Annotated in this window: 15 protein-coding genes and 1 pseudogene; 6 read left to right on the top strand and 10 right to left on the bottom strand. The window is 41.1% G+C overall.

All coding sequences use genetic code 11. The annotated features are described in order from the left end of the window. Positions 1–18 precede the first annotated feature (18 nt). Entirely contained in the window at positions 19–1401 is a 1383-nt protein-coding gene (locus ABE954_RS10005) for an amino acid permease (protein ID WP_042843515.1), read from the top strand. A gap of 86 nt (positions 1402–1487) precedes the next feature. Here the strand turns inward: ABE954_RS10005 and pagP are convergent, their stop codons facing one another. After that, a complete protein-coding gene (pagP, locus tag ABE954_RS10010; RefSeq protein WP_042843516.1) occupies positions 1488–2063 on the bottom strand; it encodes a lipid IV(A) palmitoyltransferase PagP in 576 nt (191 codons plus the stop codon). 690 nt (positions 2064–2753) lie between these two features. On the opposite strand from pagP, the gene ABE954_RS10015 reads away from it, so the two are divergent. From ABE954_RS10015 to thiD, 3 genes are all read left to right on the top strand, one after another. Next, positions 2754–4310, top strand: coding sequence for a YjjI family glycine radical enzyme (locus ABE954_RS10015; protein WP_226693351.1), 1557 nt, complete (start codon positions 2754–2756; stop codon positions 4308–4310). After that, positions 4282–5148 (top strand): YjjW family glycine radical enzyme activase, encoded by an 867-nt coding sequence (locus ABE954_RS10020; protein ID WP_048607367.1) that lies wholly within the window; start codon positions 4282–4284, stop codon positions 5146–5148. The genes ABE954_RS10015 and ABE954_RS10020 overlap by 29 nt, the downstream gene beginning before the upstream one ends. Positions 5149–5366: 218 nt before the next feature. Next, positions 5367–6164: a bifunctional hydroxymethylpyrimidine kinase/phosphomethylpyrimidine kinase gene (gene thiD, locus ABE954_RS10025; protein ID WP_071548152.1), complete on the top strand. Its 798-nt coding sequence runs from the start codon at positions 5367–5369 to the stop codon at positions 6162–6164. 35 nt (positions 6165–6199) lie between these two features. On the opposite strand, the gene yegS is transcribed toward thiD, so the two are convergent. From yegS to ABE954_RS10060, 7 genes are all read right to left on the bottom strand, one after another. Beyond that, positions 6200–7099: a lipid kinase YegS gene (gene yegS, locus ABE954_RS10030; protein WP_210789936.1), complete on the bottom strand. Its 900-nt coding sequence runs from the start codon at positions 7097–7099 to the stop codon at positions 6200–6202. Positions 7100–7536: 437 nt separating this feature from the next. Beyond that, positions 7537–8922 carry a tRNA 5-hydroxyuridine modification protein YegQ gene (gene yegQ / locus ABE954_RS10035; protein ID WP_042843520.1) on the bottom strand — a complete coding sequence of 462 codons (1386 nt, stop codon included), beginning with the start codon at positions 8920–8922 and terminating at the stop codon, positions 7537–7539. 124 nt (positions 8923–9046) lie between these two features. Beyond that, positions 9047–9736, bottom strand: coding sequence for a two-component system response regulator BaeR (baeR, locus tag ABE954_RS10040; protein ID WP_042843521.1), 690 nt, complete (start codon positions 9734–9736; stop codon positions 9047–9049). After that, positions 9723–11126 carry a two-component system sensor histidine kinase BaeS gene (gene baeS / locus ABE954_RS10045; RefSeq protein WP_042843523.1) on the bottom strand — a complete coding sequence of 468 codons (1404 nt, stop codon included), beginning with the start codon at positions 11124–11126 and terminating at the stop codon, positions 9723–9725. Before baeS ends, baeR begins: the two co-directional genes overlap by 14 nt. A gap of 2 nt (positions 11127–11128) precedes the next feature. Continuing rightward, positions 11129–14218 carry a multidrug efflux RND transporter permease subunit MdtC gene (gene mdtC / locus ABE954_RS10050; protein ID WP_048607365.1) on the bottom strand — a complete coding sequence of 1030 codons (3090 nt, stop codon included), beginning with the start codon at positions 14216–14218 and terminating at the stop codon, positions 11129–11131. Then, positions 14218–17340, bottom strand: coding sequence for an MdtB/MuxB family multidrug efflux RND transporter permease subunit (locus ABE954_RS10055; RefSeq protein WP_129465989.1), 3123 nt, complete (start codon positions 17338–17340; stop codon positions 14218–14220). The genes mdtC and ABE954_RS10055 overlap by 1 nt, the downstream gene beginning before the upstream one ends. Next, positions 17340–18590, bottom strand: coding sequence for an MdtA/MuxA family multidrug efflux RND transporter periplasmic adaptor subunit (locus ABE954_RS10060; protein ID WP_371025883.1), 1251 nt, complete (start codon positions 18588–18590; stop codon positions 17340–17342). Before ABE954_RS10060 ends, ABE954_RS10055 begins: the two co-directional genes overlap by 1 nt. Before the next feature lie 399 nt (positions 18591–18989). On the opposite strand from ABE954_RS10060, the gene ABE954_RS10065 reads away from it, so the two are divergent. Both ABE954_RS10065 and ABE954_RS10070 read left to right on the top strand, forming a co-directional pair. Further along, positions 18990–19403, top strand: a complete 414-nt coding sequence (locus ABE954_RS10065; protein WP_129465988.1) for a hypothetical protein — start codon at positions 18990–18992, stop codon at positions 19401–19403. 81 nt (positions 19404–19484) lie between these two features. Beyond that, the gene (locus ABE954_RS10070; RefSeq protein ID WP_371025884.1) at positions 19485–20669 is read left to right on the top strand and encodes a hypothetical protein; all 1185 of its coding nucleotides are present in this window, start codon (positions 19485–19487) and stop codon (positions 20667–20669) included. A 72-nt stretch (positions 20670–20741) separates the two neighbouring features. On the opposite strand, the gene ABE954_RS10075 is transcribed toward ABE954_RS10070, so the two are convergent. Continuing rightward, entirely contained in the window at positions 20742–22097 is a 1356-nt protein-coding gene (locus ABE954_RS10075) for an MFS transporter (RefSeq protein ID WP_166686890.1), read from the bottom strand. 583 nt (positions 22098–22680) lie between these two features. Next, positions 22681–23952 (bottom strand): annotated as a pseudogene (mgtE, locus tag ABE954_RS10080) (magnesium transporter); the annotation flags it as partial. Positions 23953–24123: the final 171 nt, after the last annotated feature.

Consider the following 24123-nt stretch of genomic DNA (forward strand, 5'->3'; position numbering starts at 1 on the left):
GGACGAAAGGGTAAAGTTATGGCGCAACAGCAACAGACGCTAAAGCGGGGATTAAAAAATAGGCATATCCAGTTGATTGCTTTGGGGGGCGCTGTTGGTACAGGGTTATTCCTCGGGATTGCAACAACAATTCAAATGGCAGGGCCATCTGTTTTACTTGGTTATGCATTATGTGGGTTTATTGCTTTTCTCATTATGCGTCAGTTGGGCGAAATGATAGTTCAGGAGCCTGTGGCAGGTTCATTTAGTCATTTCGCATTTAAATATTGGGGCGGTTTTGCAGGCTTTCTGTCTGGGTGGAATTATTGGGTGATGTTTATCCTCGTTGGGATGACTGAACTGACTGCCGCAGGGAAATATATGCAACATTGGTGGCCTGAATTACCTATTTGGGTGTCAGCCGCGGTATTTTTTATCGCAGTAAATGCCATCAATTTAGTGAATGTGCGTTCTTATGGTGAAACAGAGTTCTGGTTTGCGTTAATTAAAGTTATTGCTGTTATTGCCATGATCATCTTTGGTTGTTATTTATTATTAAGCGGTCATGGTGGGCCACAGGCGAAAGTCAGTAACTTGTGGGAGTACGGTGGTTTCTTCGCGAATGGCTTTAATGGGCTAATTATGGCTCTTGCAATTATCATGTTTTCGTTTGGTGGCTTGGAATTGGTGGGTATTACGGCTGCTGAAGCAGAAAACCCAGATAAAAGTATACCCAAAGCGATCAATCAAGTGGTTTACCGTATATTGATTTTCTATATTGGGTCATTAGCGGTGTTGTTAGCGTTATACCCTTGGGTTGACCTTGACGGAAAGACTAGCCCATTTGTGTTAATTTTCCACGAGTTAGGTGATTTACTGGTCGCAAACTCGTTGAATGTCGTTATTTTAATAGCTGCACTCTCCGTGTATAACAGTGGAGCATATGCGACTAGCCGTATGTTGTATGGCTTAGCGCAGCAAAACAATGCGCCAAAATTCCTTTCAAAAGTGAATAAGGGTGGTGTCCCTGTTATGGCTCTACTTGTTTCTGGTATTGCAACTTCAGGTGGGATCTTAATTAACTTTCTGATGGAAGGTAAGGCTTTTGAATTATTGATGTCTCTGGTGGTAACCACATTGGTTCTTAACTGGATTATGATTTGTGTGTCAAACTTGAAGTTTAGAGCTGCAATGAATAAACAGGGCATTGAAACGAAGTTCAAAAGTATTTGGTATCCATTTGGTAATTACCTGTGCCTAGCCTTTTTGCTGTTGATTCTAGGGATTATTTTGACGATGGATGGCTTACGTATTTCGGTATTAATTATTCCGTTGTGGATAGCCGTTCTATGGGTCGGTTACCAATTCTCTGGGGCTAAAAAGCAGGGGCTTGCTAAAAAACAACAAACAGAGCAAGCTTAGTTAATTGATTTATATATAAATGGCCGGCAGATAAAAATCTCCGGCCATTTTTTATGGTATCTCATCAGGTCACTAAAAAGGGTTAATTACCATTGCCAACGTAACCAAGCAAATAAGACGTTCCCGTTATTATAGGTCCCTGGGATATAAGTAGCTTGCAGTGAGAGCTTGTCATATTCCACTGACACTAAGGGAAGTGGCGCTGGGATGGGAATATAAAACATGTCCCGACGCGCAGTGACACTCAAGGTAAAACCAGCCCCCATGCGAAAACCATCTATGTCTCCAGGAACCCACATTTTTTGAAATGCATATCCAGCAATCGGTTCCCAGTCATTATGTGAATCTTTGAATGCCATTGCGTAGAGAGCATGCCAATCATTATCCTCATCATAACGATACTTACCCAGACCAAACCCCCAAGGCCTTTCGTTGTATTCGTCTGTTTTCTTTTTGTCATACATTGCACGGTTATGCCACGTGACAGCAGGAACATAGAGTTCATATTTATCGGAGTCCCATGTGTTACTCACGTTGTTGGTAAACTTGTTCCATAAGTTTGTTGATTGACCGTCGGCAATCGCGGGCGATGGTATGCTGATTGCAGCGCCTATAACGAATGATGCGCTTACCATAAATTGTATATTTTTATAAACTCTCATTGTAAATCCAGTTTTGTATCGCAAATATAATAATGACAATTAGCTCGCTAATAATCATAAAACTAGCATTATTATAATAATTTTGAGCCTAATTATTTTAATTAAGATATACGCAATATCATAGTATTTATTGCCTTGTTAAGGGGAATAACTCAATAGCCATATCAAAACGGTTTAATTTTGAAGGTCCAAAACCATAGGTATTTAACATTAAGTATAATTCTAGCTTATAAAACAACCATTCCAAGAGTCCAATTTTCCTAAAAAACGCATCAATACTAAGTATAGATATTCTATTGACGAAGTATCAAGTGATAGAAGTGGTAGAAAACGGGATAAAAAATGCAGGAGACACCCGTAATGCGAGTGAGTAACAACTTGTAATCTCAAGAAAATAAGTGAATACAGCTAATAATGTAGATGGCGTAGACATTTATAGAAAAAACGATGTAAACAAATCAAAAAAGCATGATGAATGTCAAATAATCAGTAGGCGCAATGGGATGAAATGGAAGTTATAAATAGGAAATATAAACTGCCAAATAGGTGAATGATGATAGGGCTGATTTTCCTTTGATTTTTCAGATGATGAGTCTCATAAAATAGTAATTTTTAACCATTTTAGTGGTAATCATTTCTGGAACGTAGCAGGGAAAACCATCAGCGCCTTAAATAATGAGGACCATCACTATGATGAAGCGCCAGAAACAACTTACTGAATATCAAGCCAAATGTTTGGCGATTACGACGGATAAAATATTATCACCTAAACAAAAATCGAATTTTTTAGCGATAGAAGCGGATAGCCATATTCCTTACCTAGCAACCAGCCAAGCCTTAGCTGATGCATTAGAAAATGGTGTGATTTGCGATATGTATGAAGGGAATGCGCCGTATAAACCTCGCTATGTATTACCTGATTACGCTAAGTACCTTAAGCAAGGTTCCGATTATTTAGAGCTTCCTCCTGCTGCGGATTTTGATGATGCATTAAACCACTTGATGATTGTGTATCATCACGTCCCATCGGTAACAAATTTCCCTGTATTTCTTGGGTATTTAGACCAACTATTGATGCCTTATGTTGGCGAGCTTACTGAGGAACAGCTGTATCCAAAATTAAAACGATTTTGGATACAGCTAGACCGGACTTTGCCGGATGCGTTTATGCATGCGAATATTGGCCCAGATGACAACCTAATTTGTCGTTTGATTCTACGTATTGACGCAGAGTTAAAACAAGTTGCACCGAACTTAACATTTGTGTACCACCCGCAGCGCACCCCTGAACCACTTTTCTTTCAAGTAATTGAAAATATTTGTGAATGTAGTAAGCCACATATTGCGAATGATATTATTCATAGTGCGGCATTTGATGGCCTAGGTTATGGTATTGTCAGTTGTTATAACTCACTACCGATAGCGGGTGGTGGTAGCACTTTAGTACGGCTAAATTTACGGGAAGTTGCATTACGTAGCCAAAATGCGGCAGATTTTTTAACTGTCCAGTTGAAAAAGTACTGTGAATTGCAAATGGAGTTAATCGAAACGCGTAGTGCATTTTTATTTGAAGGATCTAATTTCTTCCAAACCAGTTTTCTTGTGCATGAAGGGTTAATTGAGCCGCAGCGTTTTACCCCGATGTTTGGGATTTATGGATTAGCAGAAGCCGTTAATATTTTGATGGAAAAAGACGGAATTCAAGGGCATTACGCACCAGATTCCCCTGCATTACCGCTAGCTTATCAAATTAGTGAGCAACTGGCGGATTTCGTTGAAACGACCCCCGTAAAATATGGTTATAAAAACCGAGCAATGCTGCATGCGCAATCAGGGATTAGCTCTGATACTGGAACCACACCTGGGGCGCGTATTCCATATGGGGAAGAGCCAGACCCAGTTTCACATATCCAAACGGTGGCACCTCATCACAAATACTATTTATCTGGCATCAGCGATATTTTGACTATCGATGAAACTATCAAACAAAATCCACAAGCACTATTACAACTATGCAAAGGGGCATTTAGCTGCGGAATGCGTGAATTTACCGCAAACGTAGCAAGTAATGATTTAGTCCGTGTCACCGGGTACATGGTGCGTTTATCTGATATTGAAAAGTATAAAACGGAAGGCTCTAGAAGTAATACAACGTGGTTAGGGGAAGAAGCGACTAAGAATTGTAATATTACCGCCCGTCAGCAACGAGTGATTAGCCATGAGCAATCGATGCGCTATACTGAATAAGGTTATTCCTTTTTCTTGCGTGGATGGCCCCGGTAATCGGCAAGTCATATTTTTGCAAGGGTGTAATTTACGGTGCTTAAACTGCCATAACCCCTATACCATGGCTATTTGTGATCACTGTGGGGACTGCGTTGTAACTTGCCCCCACGGTGCTTTATCACTCATTGGTGGTCAAGTCGTTTGGGATAACGTAGCTTGCCAGCTTTGCGATACGTGTTTGCAGACTTGCAGTAAAAACGCGAGCCCAATGACCACGGTTCTTAGTGTTCATGATGCTATAAATAGCCTATCGAGAAATGTTGCCTTCCTCAATGGGGTCACGGTCAGTGGCGGGGAGGCGACCACTCAGTTGCCTTTTATTATTGATTTGTTTAAAACCATTAAAAACTCACCTGAACTGAATCATTTAACCTGCTTTATTGACAGTAATGGGCATCTTGCTTCTACAGGCTGGCGCAAAGTCATCGAATATACGGATGGTGTAATGATAGACCTGAAAGCATGGAGTGATGAATGTGCATTGCGGTTAACGGGTAGAGATAACCAACGGGTATTTCAAAGTATTCAATTGCTGGCTGAAGCGAATAAATTGTATGAATTGCGCCTATTATTTATTCCGCAGCAAACAGATTATTTACATCATATTGATGAATTAGCGAATTTTTTAACTAGGCTTCCTACGGATACACGGGTAAAAATTAATGCATTTCAGCAACATGGTGTAAAAAATGAAGCGGCTAATTGGCCGTCAGCAACCAAAGTGCAAGTAGACGATTTTGCCCAGCAACTTCAGCGCCGTGGTGTTAGGAATATTTATTTACCTAACGTATATTTATAAGATGAATTAATCCTTTTTATGTGAGATATACCTTTTTAAAATCTAAGTCATTCAATTTCACACACTAATTGCTGGTATTTGTTAAATGATATGAGACAATCATGGCAATTTATTGTCTGGTTTTAAGCACATTTCCAGTAACTGATAACGGCTAATAGATTTCTAGCGTGAATGTGATTGTTGCATTCATACGCTTTCACATAAAAAGGAGGGCACTCATGAGGATCAACGCATTAACCATCGCTGGGACAGACCCATCTGGTGGGGCAGGTATTCAAGCCGATTTAAAAACCTTCTCAGCATTAGAGGCCTACGGTACCAGTGTGATGACGGCATTAGTGGCTCAGAATACGAAAGGCGTCCAATCAGTACAGGATTTGCCTGCTGAGTTTGTTGCAGCGCAGTTAGAGTCTGTACTTAGTGATGTCCGGATCGATAGCGCTAAGATTGGTATGTTGTTTAATCAACGTAACATCACCGTAGTGGCTGAGGCTCTGAAACAGTATAATATTCCATATGTTGTTTTGGATACTGTAATGGTAGCCAAAAGTGGCGATCCATTACTGCTACCTGATGCGGTTGACTCACTGAGGCAACAGTTAATTCCGTTAGTTTCACTCATCACACCAAATTTGCCAGAAGCGGCTGTATTGCTCGATGAAAAAATAGCGCAAAATGAAAGCCAAATGCTAGCTCAAGGTTATAAGTTACTTCAAAAAGGTTGCCAAGCGGTATTAATGAAAGGCGGGCATTTAAGCGATGCAGAAAGCCCTGACTGGTTGATTACCCCAGAAGGTGAGTGGCGGTTTACTTCTGTTCGTGTTAACACGAAAAATACCCATGGTACTGGGTGTACATTGTCCGCCGCATTAGCTGCATTACGACCTCGTTATGCAGATTGGCAGACGACTGTCACAGAAGCAAAGGCCTATTTGCAGGCCGCGTTAGAAAAAGCGGATAGTTTGGAAGTTGGAACAGGGATCGGCCCTGTACACCATTTCCATGCATGGTGGTGATTGCTAAGCCCTTCTTCAAGGGCTAATTCATTGTATTAAGCTAATAAGTTACATTGCGGCGGTAATCGGCATTGTATTGCACCAGCTTGTACTTTAAACGTAAATGTATCCCCTGAAAGGGGTTCACCGTCTAAGTTTAGTATCATGTCATGGGGAGAGGAAATTTTAATCCATGATAGTTTCTTTTCAATAAGATGCTCATTCTTATCGGTTGAAAATAAATTGGTGAAAAATGCGGGGATCACGTCTCTGGCAGGGATAATCAATAAATTAAGGGCACCATCGTTAATTAATGCTTGAGGGGTAAGTTGTTGCCCTCCACCTGCTTGTTTGCCATTACCAATAGCGATAACTAAAGTTTCGCCTTCCCAGCTAAAGTTGTTGCCTTCAATATGGCAAATATCTGTTTTTAGAGTGTCAGGGCGAAATAGGCCATTAATGACATAAGCCGCACCGCCTAATGCAGATTTTAGCGCTTCGGGAGTTTCTGTGGTGATCCGCGTACCAAAACCGCCTGTTGCCATGTTAAGAAAATAATACTTTTCATTAACCCGTATGATATCAATGGCGACCGACCTGCCTTTTATCGCAAGTGCTAATGCGGCCTCAACATCTAAAGGAATATTTGCGCTGGTGGCAAAGTCATTTGCCGTCCCCATGGGGAGTATACCCAAAGTAGGGCGTGTCTCTGAGGAGAATTGCATCAACGTGCTTGCAACCGCATTAATGGTGCCATCACCTCCAGCCGCGATAATGGTGTCAACACCGTTTTCTATCCCTTGGGCGATAAACTGGCGAGTGTCAGTTTTTTCCCACGGAATACGCACTTGTATTTGATGGCCTTCTTCGCGTAGGTGAGCAATTGCTTTGCGTAATTCGGGGTTATTAGATTGTTTACCATTAAGAATAAGCATAGCTGATTGATATTTACTCATAAATATTTATCCATGCGGCTAATATTTAAAATAAGTATAAAAGAGTTTTGCTTATTTTGTTACAGAAAAAGAGAGAGCAAGAGCATTATAGGAGAAAGAGAAAAAATAACAAAAAAGAAATGGCTAGCTCAAGGGAGATTGAGCCAGCCAAGGAGGTGGTTCCTAGTCTTATTTTATGACTTTCTAGTTCTTCGTTTTCGAGAGTGACTATACGATATTGAATAGCCAATTGATGTGATCTGTTGCATAAAATTGGATATTAGGTGCACTTTTTAATGAAAATGTCAATGACGAGAATGATTATCAAATGAGAAGAGCATGTAAAGTGAAATGAACAACGGTATTATTAGCAAAAAAAGCTAAGAATTTGAATAAATAACCTTCAAATTCTTAGCTTGTATATTATAGGATACTTTAGTAAACCTATCTTTATCTAACTAACCCGCAAGGTGGTTTTCTGACTGAGTTTGATGTGGGTCTCGCGTTGTCGCACCAGCAAGGTTGCGGATCAATAAACCAAAATTGACGTCGATATCTTCAGGAATTGGTAGATAAACAATATGACCATTACCCGGAGCGACTTCAACAGCGTCACCTTTGCGGTTTGTTAGTGCTTCTAAGGTAAAGACAATATTGCCAGCAGGTGTCATTATTTCTAGGCTATCACCGACACTAAATTTATTTTTAACGTCGACTTCTGCTAACCCATTAACACGTTTACCGGTAAATTCACCCACAAACTGTTGGGTGTCGGAGACGGAATAGCCATATTCGTAGGTTTGATAGGCGTCATGAGTATGGCGACGTAAGAACCCTTCGGTGTAACCGCGATGTGCTAACCCTTCTAAAGTGGAGAGCAAAGTCGGGTCAAAAGGTTTACCGGCAACAGCATCATCTATCGCACGGCGATAAACTTGTGCTGTTCGAGCACAATAATAGAATGACTTAGTCCTACCTTCAATTTTAAGCGAGTGAACACCCATTTTAGTGAGGTTTTCAACATGCTCAATCGCCCGTAAGTCTTTAGAGTTCATGATATAAGTACCATGCTCATCCTCAAAGGCAGTCATGTACTCCCCAGGGCGCTTAGCTTCTTCAATCATGAAGACTTTATCGGTTGGTGCGCCAGCACCCAGCGTTGGTGCGACATTCTGGACAGGGATCGGCTCATGGATATGAACAATGTTACCGACATCGTCTTCTTTGCCTTCTTGAACTTTATATTCCCAGCGGCAAGCATTAGTGCATGTGCCTTGATTTGGGTCACGCTTATTAATATAACCAGACAACAAACAACGACCAGAATAAGCCATGCATAATGCACCGTGGACAAAAACCTCAAGCTCGATTTCAGGGACTTGCTGGCGGATTTCTGCAATTTCTTCGAGTGATAATTCACGGGATAAAATAACGCGTGTTAAGCCCATTTGTTGCCAAAATTTCACCGATGCCCAGTTAACCGCATTGGCCTGTACGGATAAATGAATATCCATTGCAGGGAAGGCTTCGCGTACCATCATGATAAGACCCGGGTCTGACATAATTAACGCATCGGGGCCCATTTCAATGACTGGGGTTAAATCACGAATAAAGGTTTTTAATTTAGCATTATGTGGGGCGATATTAACGACCACATAAAACTTCTTACCAAGGTCATGAGCTTCTTGGATACCTTTGGCTAAGTTTTCGTGATTAAACTCGTTGTTACGTACGCGTAAGCTATAACGAGGTTGTCCTGCATATACTGCATCTGCGCCATAAGCAAAGGCATAGCGCATGTTCTTCAATGAACCGGCAGGGGATAAAAGCTCTGGTGTAAACATGGTTATTCTCTATCTGATGTCAAGTCAGCACTAACTCGGGAGAGATAGTGTTTTTAAGGGATGGCGATTTTAACTCTATTTCAGTCAAAATCCAAATATCCCACAAAAATAGTATGTCTATTGGTTAGTATTCATCCCACCGATAACCAAGACCATAGATTGAACGTATAAAAGTTTTTTCGCTATCAAGAGATTCTAATTTGCGGCGTAAGTTTTTTACATGGCTATCGATAGTACGGTCAGTAACAACACGGTGATCGTCATACAAAATATCAAGTAATTGGTCGCGCGAAAAAACCGTTCCCGCATTATCAGACATAAATTTCAGTAACCTAAATTCAGCAGGAGTTAACTCAAGTAACTGGGAGCCATAACGAACTTGAAATGCATTTTCATCAATAATCAGTTTGGTTTGGTGTTGTGGCGGAACAATGTTAGGTTGGCAGCGACGTAAAATCGTTTTAACACGAGCAACGACTTCGCGTGGGCTAAATGGTTTACAAATATAGTCGTCAGCGCCAATTTCTAGCCCTAATAAACGGTCTATTTCTTCTGTTTTGGCGGTGACCATAATAATAGGGATATCACTGAATTTACGTAATTCGCGGCAAATTGAAATACCATCTAAGCCGGGTAGCATCAGGTCTAATAAAATGAGCGCGGGCTGATGTTGTTGTACGTAAGGGAGCACTTCATCACCACGCGAAAGTAACGCGGGCTGGTAATTAGCAGCTTGTAAGTAATCATAAAGGAGTTGCCCAAGTTTAGGTTCATCTTCCACTATCAATACGGTCAAATTGCTATTTTCCACCATGGTCACGGCCTTTATCCTTTGATTGAATAGGTAAATTAATGGTTATTTTTACACCGCCTAATGAAGAAGGGGTGGCAGTAATTTCCCCATTATGGGCTTCAACAATATTATAGCAAATGGCAAGCCCTAAACCGGAGCCACCACTTGCGCGATTTCGTGAGCCTTCTGCACGATAAAAACGCTCAAACAAGTGCTGGCATTGTTCAGTGGTTAAGCCGGGGGCACTATCTTGCCAAACAATACAAAGTTGATGTGGGCCTTGTGTCACCTTAATGACTATTTTTCCTTGAGGGTCGGTATAACGCAGGCTATTTTCCATTAAATTATAAAACAATTGGGTTATGCGGTCTGGATCTGCAAACATAATTGCTTGTTCGCTTAATTGCTTTTCAACGGTTAATTGCCTTGTTTCTAAGCGCCAACGAGCTTGCCCAATAGCCATTTCAATCAATGGGATAATATCGGTTGATTGCTTGCGGTAAACTAACGAACCCCTGTCCGATAGGGAAAGTTGGTGCAGGTCATTGACTAACTTAATTAAAGTTTGAGTTTCATTTAGTAATGAATTAATGGTTTCAGGTGTCGCTTGGCGTACGCCATCTTGTACGGCCTCAAGTTCCCCACGAAGCACCGATAACGGTGTGCGCAATTCATGGGAAATATCCGCCATATAATCACGGCGCATTTGCTCGTTTTTTTCAAGAGTCGAAGCGAGATGGTTAAAATCTTTTGCTAATTGGCCGAGTTCATCACGGCCTGTATCAGGTACTCGAGTGGTAAAATCCCCATTGGCAAGTTGGTTGGTACCTTCTAACAAGCGCTTGATAGGCTTTAAAAAGCTGCGGGCAAGAAAGATAGTGGCTATCAGTGCGACAAATAGTGATAAGCCAGCGATAACCCAACTAGTATACATTTGTTTACTATCAAACCGTCGGTCCAGTGCACTGCTAATGCCATCTTCATAACTCGCCACTAACCAGCCAACAGTATTACCGTTATTAATGATGATAGGCTCACGGAGTACCTTGTTCGGTAAGGGGGTGTCCCGACCAAAGATCAGAGTATCTTGCGTGTCATAGACCCAAAATATGGTGCGCCAACGTTGGCGCATGGGTCCACGATGCTGTTGGTGCTCAACCGATCTCAAAATGCGAAAGAATGTCCTTTCATCACTAAGGAGAAAGCGCCAGTTACCCGTTTCTTCATACTGATCAGCGAGTGCCGCAGAGACGAGTTCGAGGCGTTGTTGATCGTTTTCTTTAATATAATCAATAAAGCCATGTTGGAAACTCATACGCACACCTTGGTGCATGATCACCACTAACAACAGGCAGGTAGCAAAAATAGCCACAAAAAGTCGGGTACTTACACTATTAAGCCTGATTTTCATGATTACTCTCCACTAACTGCCGTTGGAATTGTTCTTTTACGTTGCCAATATTGTCTTAAACTATCAAAACTTAGGTATACAACGGGGGTGGTAAATAAAGTCAGTAGCTGACTCATAATGAGCCCTCCGACGATTGTGATACCAAGGGGTTGGCGCAATTCAGCACCGTCACCGCTACCTAACATCAGTGGAAGTGCACCGAAAATTGCGGCTAATGTTGTCATGAGTATTGGGCGAAAACGTAACAAACTAGCACGGAATATGGCTTCACGAGCGGTAAGTCCCGCGGTTCTTTGTGCTTGAATAGCAAAGTCGACCATGATGATGGCATTTTTCTTCACAATACCGATTAACAACATAATGCCAATTAAGGCGATTAAACTAAATGGGGTGTCAAATAATTCTAGGGCTAATAATGCACCTACACCTGCTGATGGCAGTGTTGATAAAATGGTCAGTGGGTGAATATAACTCTCATACAAAATTCCCAGGACTAAATACACCGTAACAATTGCGGCTAAAATGAGGAATAATTGTGATTTTAGCGTTTCTTGGAATATTTGTGCGGTACCCGCAAAACTCCCCCTGACTGTTGAAGGAACGCCAAGGGCGGTCATTGTTTTTTCAATTTCGACCATTGCGTCATCCAAGGTATAACCATCGGCTACGTTAAATGCAATGGTCGATGAAGCGGATAGCCCTTGGTGGTTAACACTTAATGGAGCATTGGCGGGTTGCCAACGCGCAAAGTAGGAAAGGGGGATCGCTTGTCCCTGATTATTAATCACAAACATTTTGTCGAGGGAACTGACATCTTGGGTGTATTCAGGAGCGACCTCCATCACGACTTTATATTGGTTCATTGCTTCATAAATGGTAGAGATTTGACGTTGGCCAAAGGCATTATTCAGTAAACTATTGGCCTCACGAACATCAATACCTAACTGCGCCATTAAATCCCTATCATAGGTAATGGCCATTTCAGCGCCTTTGTCTTCTTTGTCTGAGTTAACATCGGTTAATTGGGGCAAATCGCCTAATGCCTTACGGATAGCAGGCTCCCAATCGCGTAAAGCAGATAGCTCATCGGCAAGAAGGGTAAATTGGTAACTGGCATTGGCTTGTCGACCACCGACACGGATATCTTGAACGGGCATCATAAATAAATTAGCCCCAGGCTCATTGGCGAGTTTCAATCTTAACCGGTTGATTACTTGAGCCGAGCTTTCAGTGCGTTCGCTAAGGGGTTTTAATGAAATATACATAAAACCACTGTTCACACGGCTGCCACCCGTAAAACCAGTGACATTATCGGTAGCGGGGTCATCTTTCACTTGTTGCATGAAGCGGGTCATTTTTTCTTTCATGGATTGGAAAGAAATACTTTGGTCAGCGCGGACAAAGCCCATAATGCGGCCAGTATCTTGTTCAGGGAAAAAGGTTTTTGGCACGGTAATATATAAGTAAACATTGAGCCCAATAGTCGCGAATAATACTGCTAGAACACTACGACGATGATTTAATACCCAGTTTAAAGCCACTGCGTAACTTTCTTGTAGGCGTAGTAATACTCGACCAAATCCCCGATGCTTTGCTTTGATATTACTACCGCGTTTCTTCAGCAAATAAGCGCACATCATTGGCGTCAGTGTTAAAGAGATAACCAGTGAAATCCCAATTGCGGTGGCAAGTGTAATTGCAAACTCGCGGAATAAGCGGCCGACCAAGCCGTCCATTAACAGTAGCGGAATAAAAACAGCTACCAGAGAAATACTCATAGAGACAACGGTAAATCCAACTTCGTGGACGCCTCGTATTGCGGCGATAAAGGGTTTAGTTCCATTTTCAATATGGCGAGAGATATTTTCTAACACCACAATGGCATCATCAACCACAAAACCAGTTGCCACTGTCAGTGCCATTAATGATAAGTTGTTAAGGCTAAACCCGCATAAATACATAGCAGTGAAAGTCCCGATCAGCGAAACGGGCACGGCAATCGCAGGGATCAAAGTCGCTCTACCTGAGCGTAAGAACAGCAGAACAACTAAAATAACTAAGGCAACGGCAATCAATAAAGCGCGTTCGACTTCTGCTAAAGATGCACGGATAGTCGGCGTTCTATCTTGTGCGACTTTTAAGTCAATAGCGGCGGGGATCATGTCATTGAATTCAGGCAATTCAGCGCGTATGCGGTTAACTGTCTCAATAATATTGGCACCCGCTTCACGGCGTATAACAATTAAAATAGCGGGTTTGCCATCAGCCATACCCGCCGCACGAATGTTTTCAATAGAATCTTTAACGTTAGCAACATCACTCAATTGGACGGCATTACCATCACGGTAGTGAACAATAATAGGGCGATAGTCTGCCGCTTTTTTTAGTTCATCGTTCGTCTGTACCTGATAGCGTTTTTCATCATCATTAATATACCCTTGAGGTTGACGAACATTGGCGCTGCTAATCGCAGACCGGACGGCATCTAAAGAGACGCCTTGGTTAAATAAGGCGGTTGGGTTTAATTCAACACGAACAGCAGGGAGTGAACCGCCCCCAACGGACACTTCACTGACTCCTTCGATTTGTGCGATACGCTGAGCGAGGCGTGTTGAAGCAATATCATAAATTTCACCAGTGCTCATCGTTTCTGATGTCATCGTTAGGATCATAATCGGAGCATCAGATGGGTTGGATTTATAATAGCGTGGGCGACTTGGCATACCGCTGGGCAGTAGTGTTTGTGCAGCATTAATAGCAGCTTGTACTTCACGCGCTGCATTATTGATATCTTTATCTAGGTTGAACTCAAGGGTGATTGTTGTTCGCCCTAGAGCACTACTGGATGTCATTTCGCTGATCCCTGCAATACTCCCCAAAGAGCGTTCAAGGGGAGTAGCCACGGAGGATGCCATTGTTTCTGGTGAAGCCCCAGGAAGTGACGCTGTCACGTTTATCACGGGGTAATCTACTTGGGGTAACGGGGAAACAGGTAAAAATAGAAAACTTAAAGCGCCACATAAGGTTATGGCGACGCTGATAAGTGTGGTCGCGACAGGGCGACTGACAAACAGGGCAAAAAAGCGCTTCATTATGACACCTGCGCCTTATTGGTTTGACGGCGTCGCTTAAAATAATGAGAAAGACGGTCAAACAATAAATAAATCACAGGGGTAGTAAATAGGGTTAAAATTTGGCTCATGATAAGCCCACCAACCATACTGATCCCTAAAGGCTGACGTAATTCCGCTCCGACACCCGTGCTCAGCATTAATGGCAGTGCACCTAACAAGGCAGCCATTGTGGTCATTAATATTGGGCGAAAACGCAGTAAACAAGCTTGGTAAATCGCATCATAAGGGGACATCCCTTTTTCACGTTCTGCCGCAAGGGCAAAGTCAATCATCATGATGGCATTCTTTTTAACAATACCAATCAATAAGATAATACCAATAACGGCAATGACATCGAGGTCTTTTCCCGCCATCATCAGTGCGAGTAGTGCACCAACACCAGCGGTTGGTAGTGTAGATAAAATGGTAATGGGGTGAATAAAGCTTTCATACAAAATCCCTAACACGATATACATCGCAATAATAGCTGCGGCAATTAACCAAATAGTACTACTTAATGCAGCTTCAAAAGCCAATGTAGCGCCTTGGAATTGTGTGGTAATGGATTTAGGCATGGCAATCTGCGATTCGGCGTATTTGACAGCATTAACAGCGGCTTCAAGGGATGCACCCTCGGCAACGTTAAATGAGAAGGTAACCGCAGGGAACTGGTCTAGGTGATTAATCGCTAATGGGCCAGTACCTTCTTGAATATTGACTAGTGTGCTTAATGGGACCATCGCGCCATCAGTCCCTTTTAACCGAACATCGTTTAGTGCATCCATCCCCTGACGGGTTTGGGTATCATGCTCTAAAATGACGCGATATTGATTAGATTGGGTATAAATGGTCGAGATCATGCGTTGGCCAAATGCATTATATAAGGCATTGTCAATTGCAGACATAGTGATACCAAAACGGCTGGCAGTATCGCGATTAACATTAACATAAGCGACTAACCCTTTATTTTGCCAATCGCTACTGACATCGGCTAACTCAGGTTGTTGCTCTAACGCGGTTAATAGCTGAGGCACCCAAGTTGCTAATTCATCTAAAGAACCGGCTTGCAAGGTAAATTGATATTGAGTACGTGCCACTTGTGTATCAATGGTCAAGTCTTGCATGGGTTGTAAATATAAATTGATGCCAGAAATTTTGTCTGCTGATTGTTGCAATCGGTCAATAATTGCCACGACACGATCTGCTCGGTCATCTAGTGGTTTTAACGTAATCTGAATACGTGCATTATTAAGCGTTGCATTGGTGCCATCGACGCCGACATAGGTGGTGACATTATCAACGGCAGGGTCGGCTAATAGTTTAGAGACGACCTCTTGTTGTTTTTGTGCCATTGCCGCAAACGAGATAGATTGGCGGCTTTCAATTGAACCTTGGATAATTCCACTGTCTTGCAATGGGAAAAAACCTTTCGGTATCCACATATAAAGCAATACGGTCAATACCATGGTGCCCACAGCAACTGACAGGGTTAACCATTGGTGATTTAGAATACGTTTTAGCCAAATCGCATAACCGGCCACCATACGGTCAAAAAAACGCTCACAGGCTAATTCAAAACGGTTATGTTTATGTTGCGATTCAGGTTTTAATAAGCGAGCACACATCATCGGTGTTAAAGTCAGAGAAACCACCGCAGAAATTAAAATTGCGACGGCAAGGGTAATAGCAAATTCGCGGAATAGTCGACCAACAATATCCCCCATAAATAATAATGGAATTAGCACAGCCACTAATGAAAAGGTGAGGGAGATAATGGTAAAACCGATTTCCCCTGCGCCTTTTAATGCCGCCACTAAGGGTTTATCCCCTTGTTCAAGGTAACGGGAAATATTTTCGATTACCACAATTGCATCATCGACGACAAACCCTGTCGCAATAGTCAGGGCCATCAACGTGAGGTTATTGACAGAGAAACCGCAGAAATACATCACTGCGAAAGTACCAACTAAGGAAAGTGGCACCGCAATTCCTGGGATCAATGTGGCTATCCCATTGCGCAAAAACAGGTAAATTACCATTACAACAAGGGCGATTGCCAACATTAACTCAAACTGAACATCACTGACCGAGGCACGGATAGTGCTGGTTCTATCCGTTAGAATATCGACATTCACTGATTTAGGTAAACTTTCAATTAACTCAGGCAATAAGGCACGGATAGTATCTGTCGTTTCAATAACGTTAGCACCGGGTTGGCGCTGTACATTAATAACAATAGCTTGTTGATTGTTAGCCCAAGCACCTAAATAGGCATTTTCAGCACCTTGTACTATGGTCGCAATATCACCAAGTCGGACAGGAGCACCATTTTGAAAAGCCACAATAAGTTTGCGGTAATCATCAAGGGATTTCATTTGGTCATTAGCAGACAAAGTGACTGCACGGGTCGGGCCATCAAAACTCCCTTTTGCAGAGTTAACATTCGCGTTATTAATTGCTAGGCGAATAGTTTCGCTATCTAAGCCTTTTGCTGCCATGGCTTGTGGGTTTAAATTTACCCGTACCGCAGGGCGTTGACCACCGGCTAGTGTCACTAAACCTACACCATTAACTTGGGAAATTTTCTGTGCAATACGTGTTTCGATAATATCTTGAACTTGTGTTAACGGCATCGCATCAGAGGTAACCGCTAAGGTTAAAACCGGTGGATCAGCTGGGTTAACCTTATTATAAATTGGTGGATAAGGCAGATCAGAAGGTAATAGGCTACTCGCTGAGTTTATCGCGGCTTGAACTTCTTGCTCCGCAACCTCTAAAGGTAAGGTGAGTTGGAACATTAACGTGATTACCGATGCACCGCCTGAACTTTGCGATGACATCTGTTTTAAGCCTGACATCTGGCCAAACTGAGTTTCCAGAGGGGCGGTGACCGCAGAGGTCATCACGTCTGGGCTGGCGCCTGGGTAGAGTGTAACGACTTGAATTGTTGGGTAATCGACTTCTGGAAGCGCCGAAACAGGTAAAAAACGATAGCCAATGATCCCTGCGAGTAAAATAGCCACCATGAATAATGTCGTGGCGACAGGGCGTAAAATAAATAAGCGAGAAGGACCACCGCCTTTTGGCATTTCAGGCTGCATTACGCTTTCTCCGCGCTATTTGGTTTATCTTTACGAGGCGTTTGGGCTTTTTTTGCAATGCTCTCAGGGTTAACGACTTCTACGGTGGTGCCATCAGTCAGTTTATCAACACCATCCGTAATCACTTTGGTATTTGCGGCTAGCCCACTTTCGATAACCACTTGCTGGCTATCTTGCATCCCAACAGTGACAGCGTGTTTACTGACTTTATTATCGTCACTTAAAACCCAGACATAATGGCCATCGTTACCCATTTGTAGTGCGGCAGTTGGGATGACCACGGCATCTTGCAAGGTTTCGACTTGCATTTTTATATTAACAAATTGATTAGGAAATAATGTTTCATCTTCATTCGTGAAGCGGGCTTTAATTTTTAATGTTCCGGTGGCGGCATCAATTTGGTTATCGGTACTTAATAATTCACCACTAGCGATCAGGGCAATATTATTTCTATCCCAAGCTTCGATTAAAACTTTTTGACCTGAAGATTGAGCTTGTTGGATAGCAGGAATATCCCCTTCTGGTAAAGCGAATAGCACATCAGCGGGTTGCGTTTGAGTGATCACAACAATCGGAGTTGAAGTTCCTGAGGGAATAAAATTACCGACATCAACAAGTTTTAGGCCAACTCGTCCAGAAATTGGCGCTGTGATTTTACTGTAAGCTAATTGTAATTTTGCATTATCCACCGCGGCTTGATCGACTTTAATACTCCCTTGAGCTTGCAAAACGGCCGCTTTTTGGTTGTCTAATTCTTGTTGTGAAATAACGTTACTGCCAGCAAGTTTTTGATAGCGAGTCAAATCTAGCTGTGCATTGGCTAACGTTGCTTTGTTTTTAGCAAGTTGTCCTTGCGCCTGTGAAAGCTGAACTTCAAATGGACGAGGGTCTATTTGAGCCAGTAAATCACCGGCATTGACATGTTGACCTTCAGTAAAATAAAGCTGCATCAGTTGGCCTTCAACGCGGCTAGTGACGGTGACAACATTAGCGGCTTGAACTGTACCGAGCCCCGATAGAAAACGTGGTACCTCTTTTTGCTCTGCCAGTGCAAATTGGACAGGGGCGAGTACCCTAGGTGGACGTCCCATGGCGCTGCGTTGTGAATTAGGTTTTGCCACGTTACTAGCATTAGGCGCTTCAGATTGTTGTGATTGTTGATAAAAATACCAAGAGGCTCCGGCTGCAACAAGGATAGCAACGAAAATAGTAGAACGAGTCAATGTCTTACGGCGATTTTGTTTATTCATTTTGGGTTGGTCGCTCAATACAAAAAAGGAAGCTCAGTGAGTTTTTAGAGCAAAAAACTAACTGAAAAGAGTTAGTTAGGCATATTAATAGTTTAACGTGATAGGTACAAAGAAAAATGGAGGAAATATGAATAAGTGTCAATTTATGTTTGCTTTGCTGCATATAGTGATTAATTGTTAAGCATAGAACAATTTTAGGACATTCTCCAAAAACAACAAAATCCCAAAAAAACATTAAAAATCAATCTAATAAAACTTACAAGTTTGATCTGTAAATGAATTAATTTGTTTTATATTAATTAAAAATTAGTTTAATTAATATAAAAATAATAACGTTTGCTCACTCTTTGAAAAGAGTCTAGAAATTTAATAACTGTATATATTAAAAGGAATTAATCAATGGTTTTATACAATAATTCAATTTTATCAGATATCATTTATGACACTAAAACTTTTGCAGCACAAGTTTCCGGCACAGAAGAGGTAGAAATGCTTACTTCAGAAGTGAAAGGAATATTCTCTCAGGTTCAAAATTTAAATGTATCAACACAAGTAAATAAAAATGTGGAGTCTAACCATACCGAGAATTATAAAGTTAATACTCCTGAAGTGGAAATAATAGGTTCTGAAGCACAAGAAATATTGGCTATGCTTGGTAAGGTTAATTTATTAGATATTGAAACCTCTGTACAAAGCGATGCTTTGGTTTCTGCATCAAATAGCCTTTTGCAAGATGAAGTCATCTCTGTAAATCAAGATAGTGGATTTAAATATATTCATTATGCACTTGAATTACCTATTGCAACGCTGTAGTTAGTATTAACAAAATGGTCCCTAAAATTAATGTCAAATTAAATTAGGGACCATTTAATTATTTATCTATAGGGAGAATATATGAATTTAGTTAAAATTAGAACAGAACAGTTAAAAAAAACAGTGAACCAGTATAAAAAAACAATTGATCTTGAACTGTTACATAGAAAGATAAATAGACGAATTGATATAAAATATAAACTAGATGCTCTTCAACTAAAGCTAGAGAAAAAAAGTGAAGCATTAATAGAAGAATATATCAAAACATACAATGGCTATATAGAAAAAATTACAGATGTTATACAAAAAATGCCTCAGTCTAATAAGGAGAATATGAACGGTTTTATAAAAATCATATCAAAAACACCTATGCACTTTGAGGAATATATAAACGAAACTATAAAAAATTTCGCTAATATACCTACAAAGAAGGATATATACGCTCCAAGAATGGCAAGCTATTTGGAAGATATTAAGTATAGCTATAAAAATAAAGTACAATTCGTAGAGAACACCTATAATATAAAGCATTATATAAATGATGTTATTATGATAACCCAAAAGCAACTCTGCTGCAGTGATAGTGACCATCACTTCCCAAATGAAATAGTATCAAACCCCTTTGATTTTAAAGTTGACACCCAAAAATATTATGATGATAGGGTGAAAAATATGAGTGAATATCATAGTAAGGCAGCAGTGCAATTCCCAGAAATTAAATCTTTAACATTGGAAATATTAAATACTGAACAGAATCTTAATGATAAAGAAGTTTGGCTAATTAACACGTTACTAGCAGAAAAAAAGGATATTGTAAAACTTGAGGAGGAGGGCAGCTATAGCGGTGTTGACTACTTCGGGGATGAGCTTTTCAAATATAAAATGTTGAATGATGATTTTAAAAAAGTAGAGATAGATATAATAGTGAAAATGGTAATATTAAAATATATATCGAGTGGAGCTAAGAATGATGAGCTAATGGATAAAATCCTATCGTTATCTGGAAAAAAAAGAGACCTTAAACAACAAATAGCAAAAACAGAAAAAAATATTAAAGAGTTGATTGTAAGAAATAAATTTAACTATCCCGAGATAGGGGCAATGACAGCTGAAGAATCTAAAGAATGCGAACAAATCATGGCTTCATATATAAGCGCTTTTAAGGAAGATGGTTCATCAAGTAGTAATCATTTAGAATCGAGTAGCGTTAATGCAGGTTTGATACAGGGTGTTAAACTAGATCAAACTATTGGTCTAGATATATAGTAAGATGCAATAAATAGAAACGGTCTGACGCCAAGATACGTACATCAGACCGTTTGAAAGTTAACGATTTAATTACGGTGTCGTACTCGTATTTAAAACTGTTGAATGGCTTTCATTATCTTGGTTGTTTGCCGTCCAGCCTTTCCATGAAAGAGGTAAAAATGCGACCGCTACAGCTAATAGCGATACACCAGCAACATAGTATGCAGGTGCCATATGGGACTGTTGTAACCATGCCCCCGTCAGAATTGGGGTCAAACCACCAAAAATTGCATAAGCAACATTGTAAGCAAATGACAGCCCTGAATAACGGATTTCAGGTGGGAATGCACGCGTGCTGATAATAGGCGTTGTTGCAATCGCACCTACAAAGAAGCCCATTAAGCCATAGTTAAAAATTAAGCTAGTTGCTGAAATATCTGAAGATAACGATGAATAGAAATAAATCGCGGTAACAGCTAAACCACCCCAAGACAATGTCATGGATGTCCGAGTCCCTGTTTTATCGCCTAACCATCCCCAGAAAATACAGCCTAAAGTTAAGGTCAATGTCGCAGCACAGTTGGCTTGCAATGCAATATTGCGGTCAATATTGTAGATCCCTTTTAAAACGACATCTGGGGTCATCAAAATAGTGACAACAATCGCTGTTGATAAGGACCAAGTTAGCGCGGCGGTAATCATACAAGCTTGTTTGTGTGATTTAATGACCGTTTTGACGGGTAACTCTTGAGATAATGCTTTTTTCGCGGCTAGCTCTTTAAATATGGGGGTTTCTTGTAAAAAACGGCGCAAATACACGGAGATAAAGCCAAAAATACCCCCGAGAATAAACGGTATACGCCATGCAAAGTCGTGGACTTCAGTAGTGGTATAAGAACGCTCAATAATAATGGCCACGATAGAACCAAGTAAAATACCACCTGTAATACCTGACGTTAATGTCCCAACCCCTAAGCCATAACGTTGTTTAGGGGTATGTTCGGCAATAAACACCCAAGCCCCAGGCATTTCCCCACCAATGGCAGCACCTTGCATAATGCGCATCAATAATAGTAATAACGGTGCTGCTGCACCAATTGTTTCAAAGGTTGGCAGGAAACCGATTACAAAGGTAGGGAATGCCATTAAGAAAATACTTAAGGTGAACATTTTCTTACGACCAATTTTATCCCCAAAATGGGCCATAATAATCCCACCAAGTGGGCGAGCTAGGTAACCAGCAGCAAACAACCCTAAAGTAGCCATTAACGCAAGGAATTCGTTATCCCCAGGAAAAAATAGCTGAGAAATAATTTTTGCGTAAAAAACGAAAATAACAAAATCATAAAACTCAAGCGTACCCCCTAAAGAGGATAAACCTAATGTTTTATAATCTTCTTTACCCAAGGGCCGCGCCGAGGGTTGGCTGGCTGGTTGCGATGTCATAACACTTTCCTTCTAAAATACTTGAAATATCAGTATAGGATAAATTCAAGATAACAAGCAGTTGCTCAAAATAATGAGTTAATCATATTTATTGGGTGCAGATAAGAGGCATAAACGTTGGATGGGTATAACTTAGTTTAATACACAGTATCTTTTTGCATATGCTATTTATAGCAGGAAATTCTATATTTTGTAAACCTCGGCACCAAAAACAAGAATCATATTCTGGTTAGTTGCTATTAGTTAAATTAAGCGCCCACTCTGGCAGTGAATAGCCTTATATGATGTTAATATTATGAAATTTGCAGAATATCGTATATCGAAAACAGGGTTTTATTTAGCTAATTAATATTAATTTAATAATTTCTTACGTTTTTGAATAACAAAAAATATTATAAGAGTTGCTAGGGAAATACTGTGATCCTAAATAGTCATTATTCTAACTAAACATCTTTAGCAAAAATGAACATGACTAAAGAGCCGACAGTGACTAAAAGTTAACAATTTGAAATGTATTAAAGAAAGGGATTACTAGTGATAAAGACGCATGCCCAGAAAGGTAACTGGACATGCATAGAGACAGCTAAACTAAGAAAAGGGTGGCTAAGCCTAGGAAAATAAAGAAACCGCCTGTATCTGTAATTGCAGTGATCATCACACTGGAGCCAATAGCAGGGTCTTTACCTAGTTTTATCATGATTAGCGGGATAAGCACACCCATAATCGCGGCCATTAATAAGTTTAGAACCATAGCCAGTGTCATGACTGCTCCCATCGCAATATCGCCATAGAGGAAGTAGGTAACGACACCCATTATACCTCCCCAAACAATACCATTAATAAAGGCAACGCCAAGCTCCCTGAGCATTAAGAAAGAGAAACTACCGCTTTGAATCTGGTGAAGCGCTATAGCACGGACAATCATAGTGATAGTTTGGTTACCTGTATTACCGCCAATACCAGCGACGATAGGCATTAAAGTGGCGAGGGCAACTAATTGGGAAATCGTATCTTCGAACACCCCGATAACTCGGGAAGCGACAAAGGCGGTACATAAATTGATAGCAAGCCATGTCCAACGGGTTTTGACTGCTTGGCCTACGGGAGCAAAGACATCTTCTTCAGGACTTAACCCCCCCATACGACGAATACTGTTATCATTTTCTTCGCTGATGTTATCAACGATATCTTCAACGGTGAGACGGCCCATTAACAAGCCATTGCTGTCTACGACAGCGGCGGAAATTAAGTCATAGCGTTCGAACGCGCTTGCTGCATCTTCGCCTTTTTCATCGGGTAAGAAGGTGACGGTGTCTGTTCGCATGACCTCAGCAACGATTTTATCGGGTGATTGTGTTAAAATCGTGGTTAATGGTAATTCACCTTGTAGATAATTATTGTTATCTACAACGAAAATTTTATCCGTTGCTTCTGGGATTTTGCCTCGTTGCCGTAGATAACGTTGAACCGTTTTTAATGCGACATTTGGACGGACGGTGACGAACTCAAAGTCCATCATTTGCCCAACGCTATCTTTTGCGTATTGCAAGACTTCTCGGATGCGGCTACGTAAGCTGGGTTCTAAATAGGTTAGTAATCTACGCATCGTATCGCGGGGTAAGTGTTCCGCGATATAAGCTTGCTCATCAACATGCAGGTTAGCAACTGCGCGCAGAAGTTCTCTATCTGACATATCCTTGATTAGACTGTCCCAGACAGAAACAGAGGCTTCAACTAGCACTTCACCGCGTTCGTTATTATCAACAAGGCGCCATAGTGCGAGACGCTCATCGTATGGGAGCATCTCTAAAATATCCGCGATATCAGCGGTGTGCAGGTCAAGAAGTAACTCTTTTACAGTATTGATTTTTTCACTAATTGCTTTGTCATCAATACTGACGTGTTGATCATTTTCAACAAGTGCATGGACGAACTCTTCGTCGTCTAAAAATAACGTCAGAATTTGCTGGCGGATATGCGCCAGTTTTTGTGAGTGCGGGTTTACTGTTGGTACCGCATCGATTGA

The organism is Providencia sp. TYF-12, from assembly GCF_041344805.1.
Classification (GTDB): domain Bacteria; phylum Pseudomonadota; class Gammaproteobacteria; order Enterobacterales; family Enterobacteriaceae; genus Providencia; species Providencia huashanensis.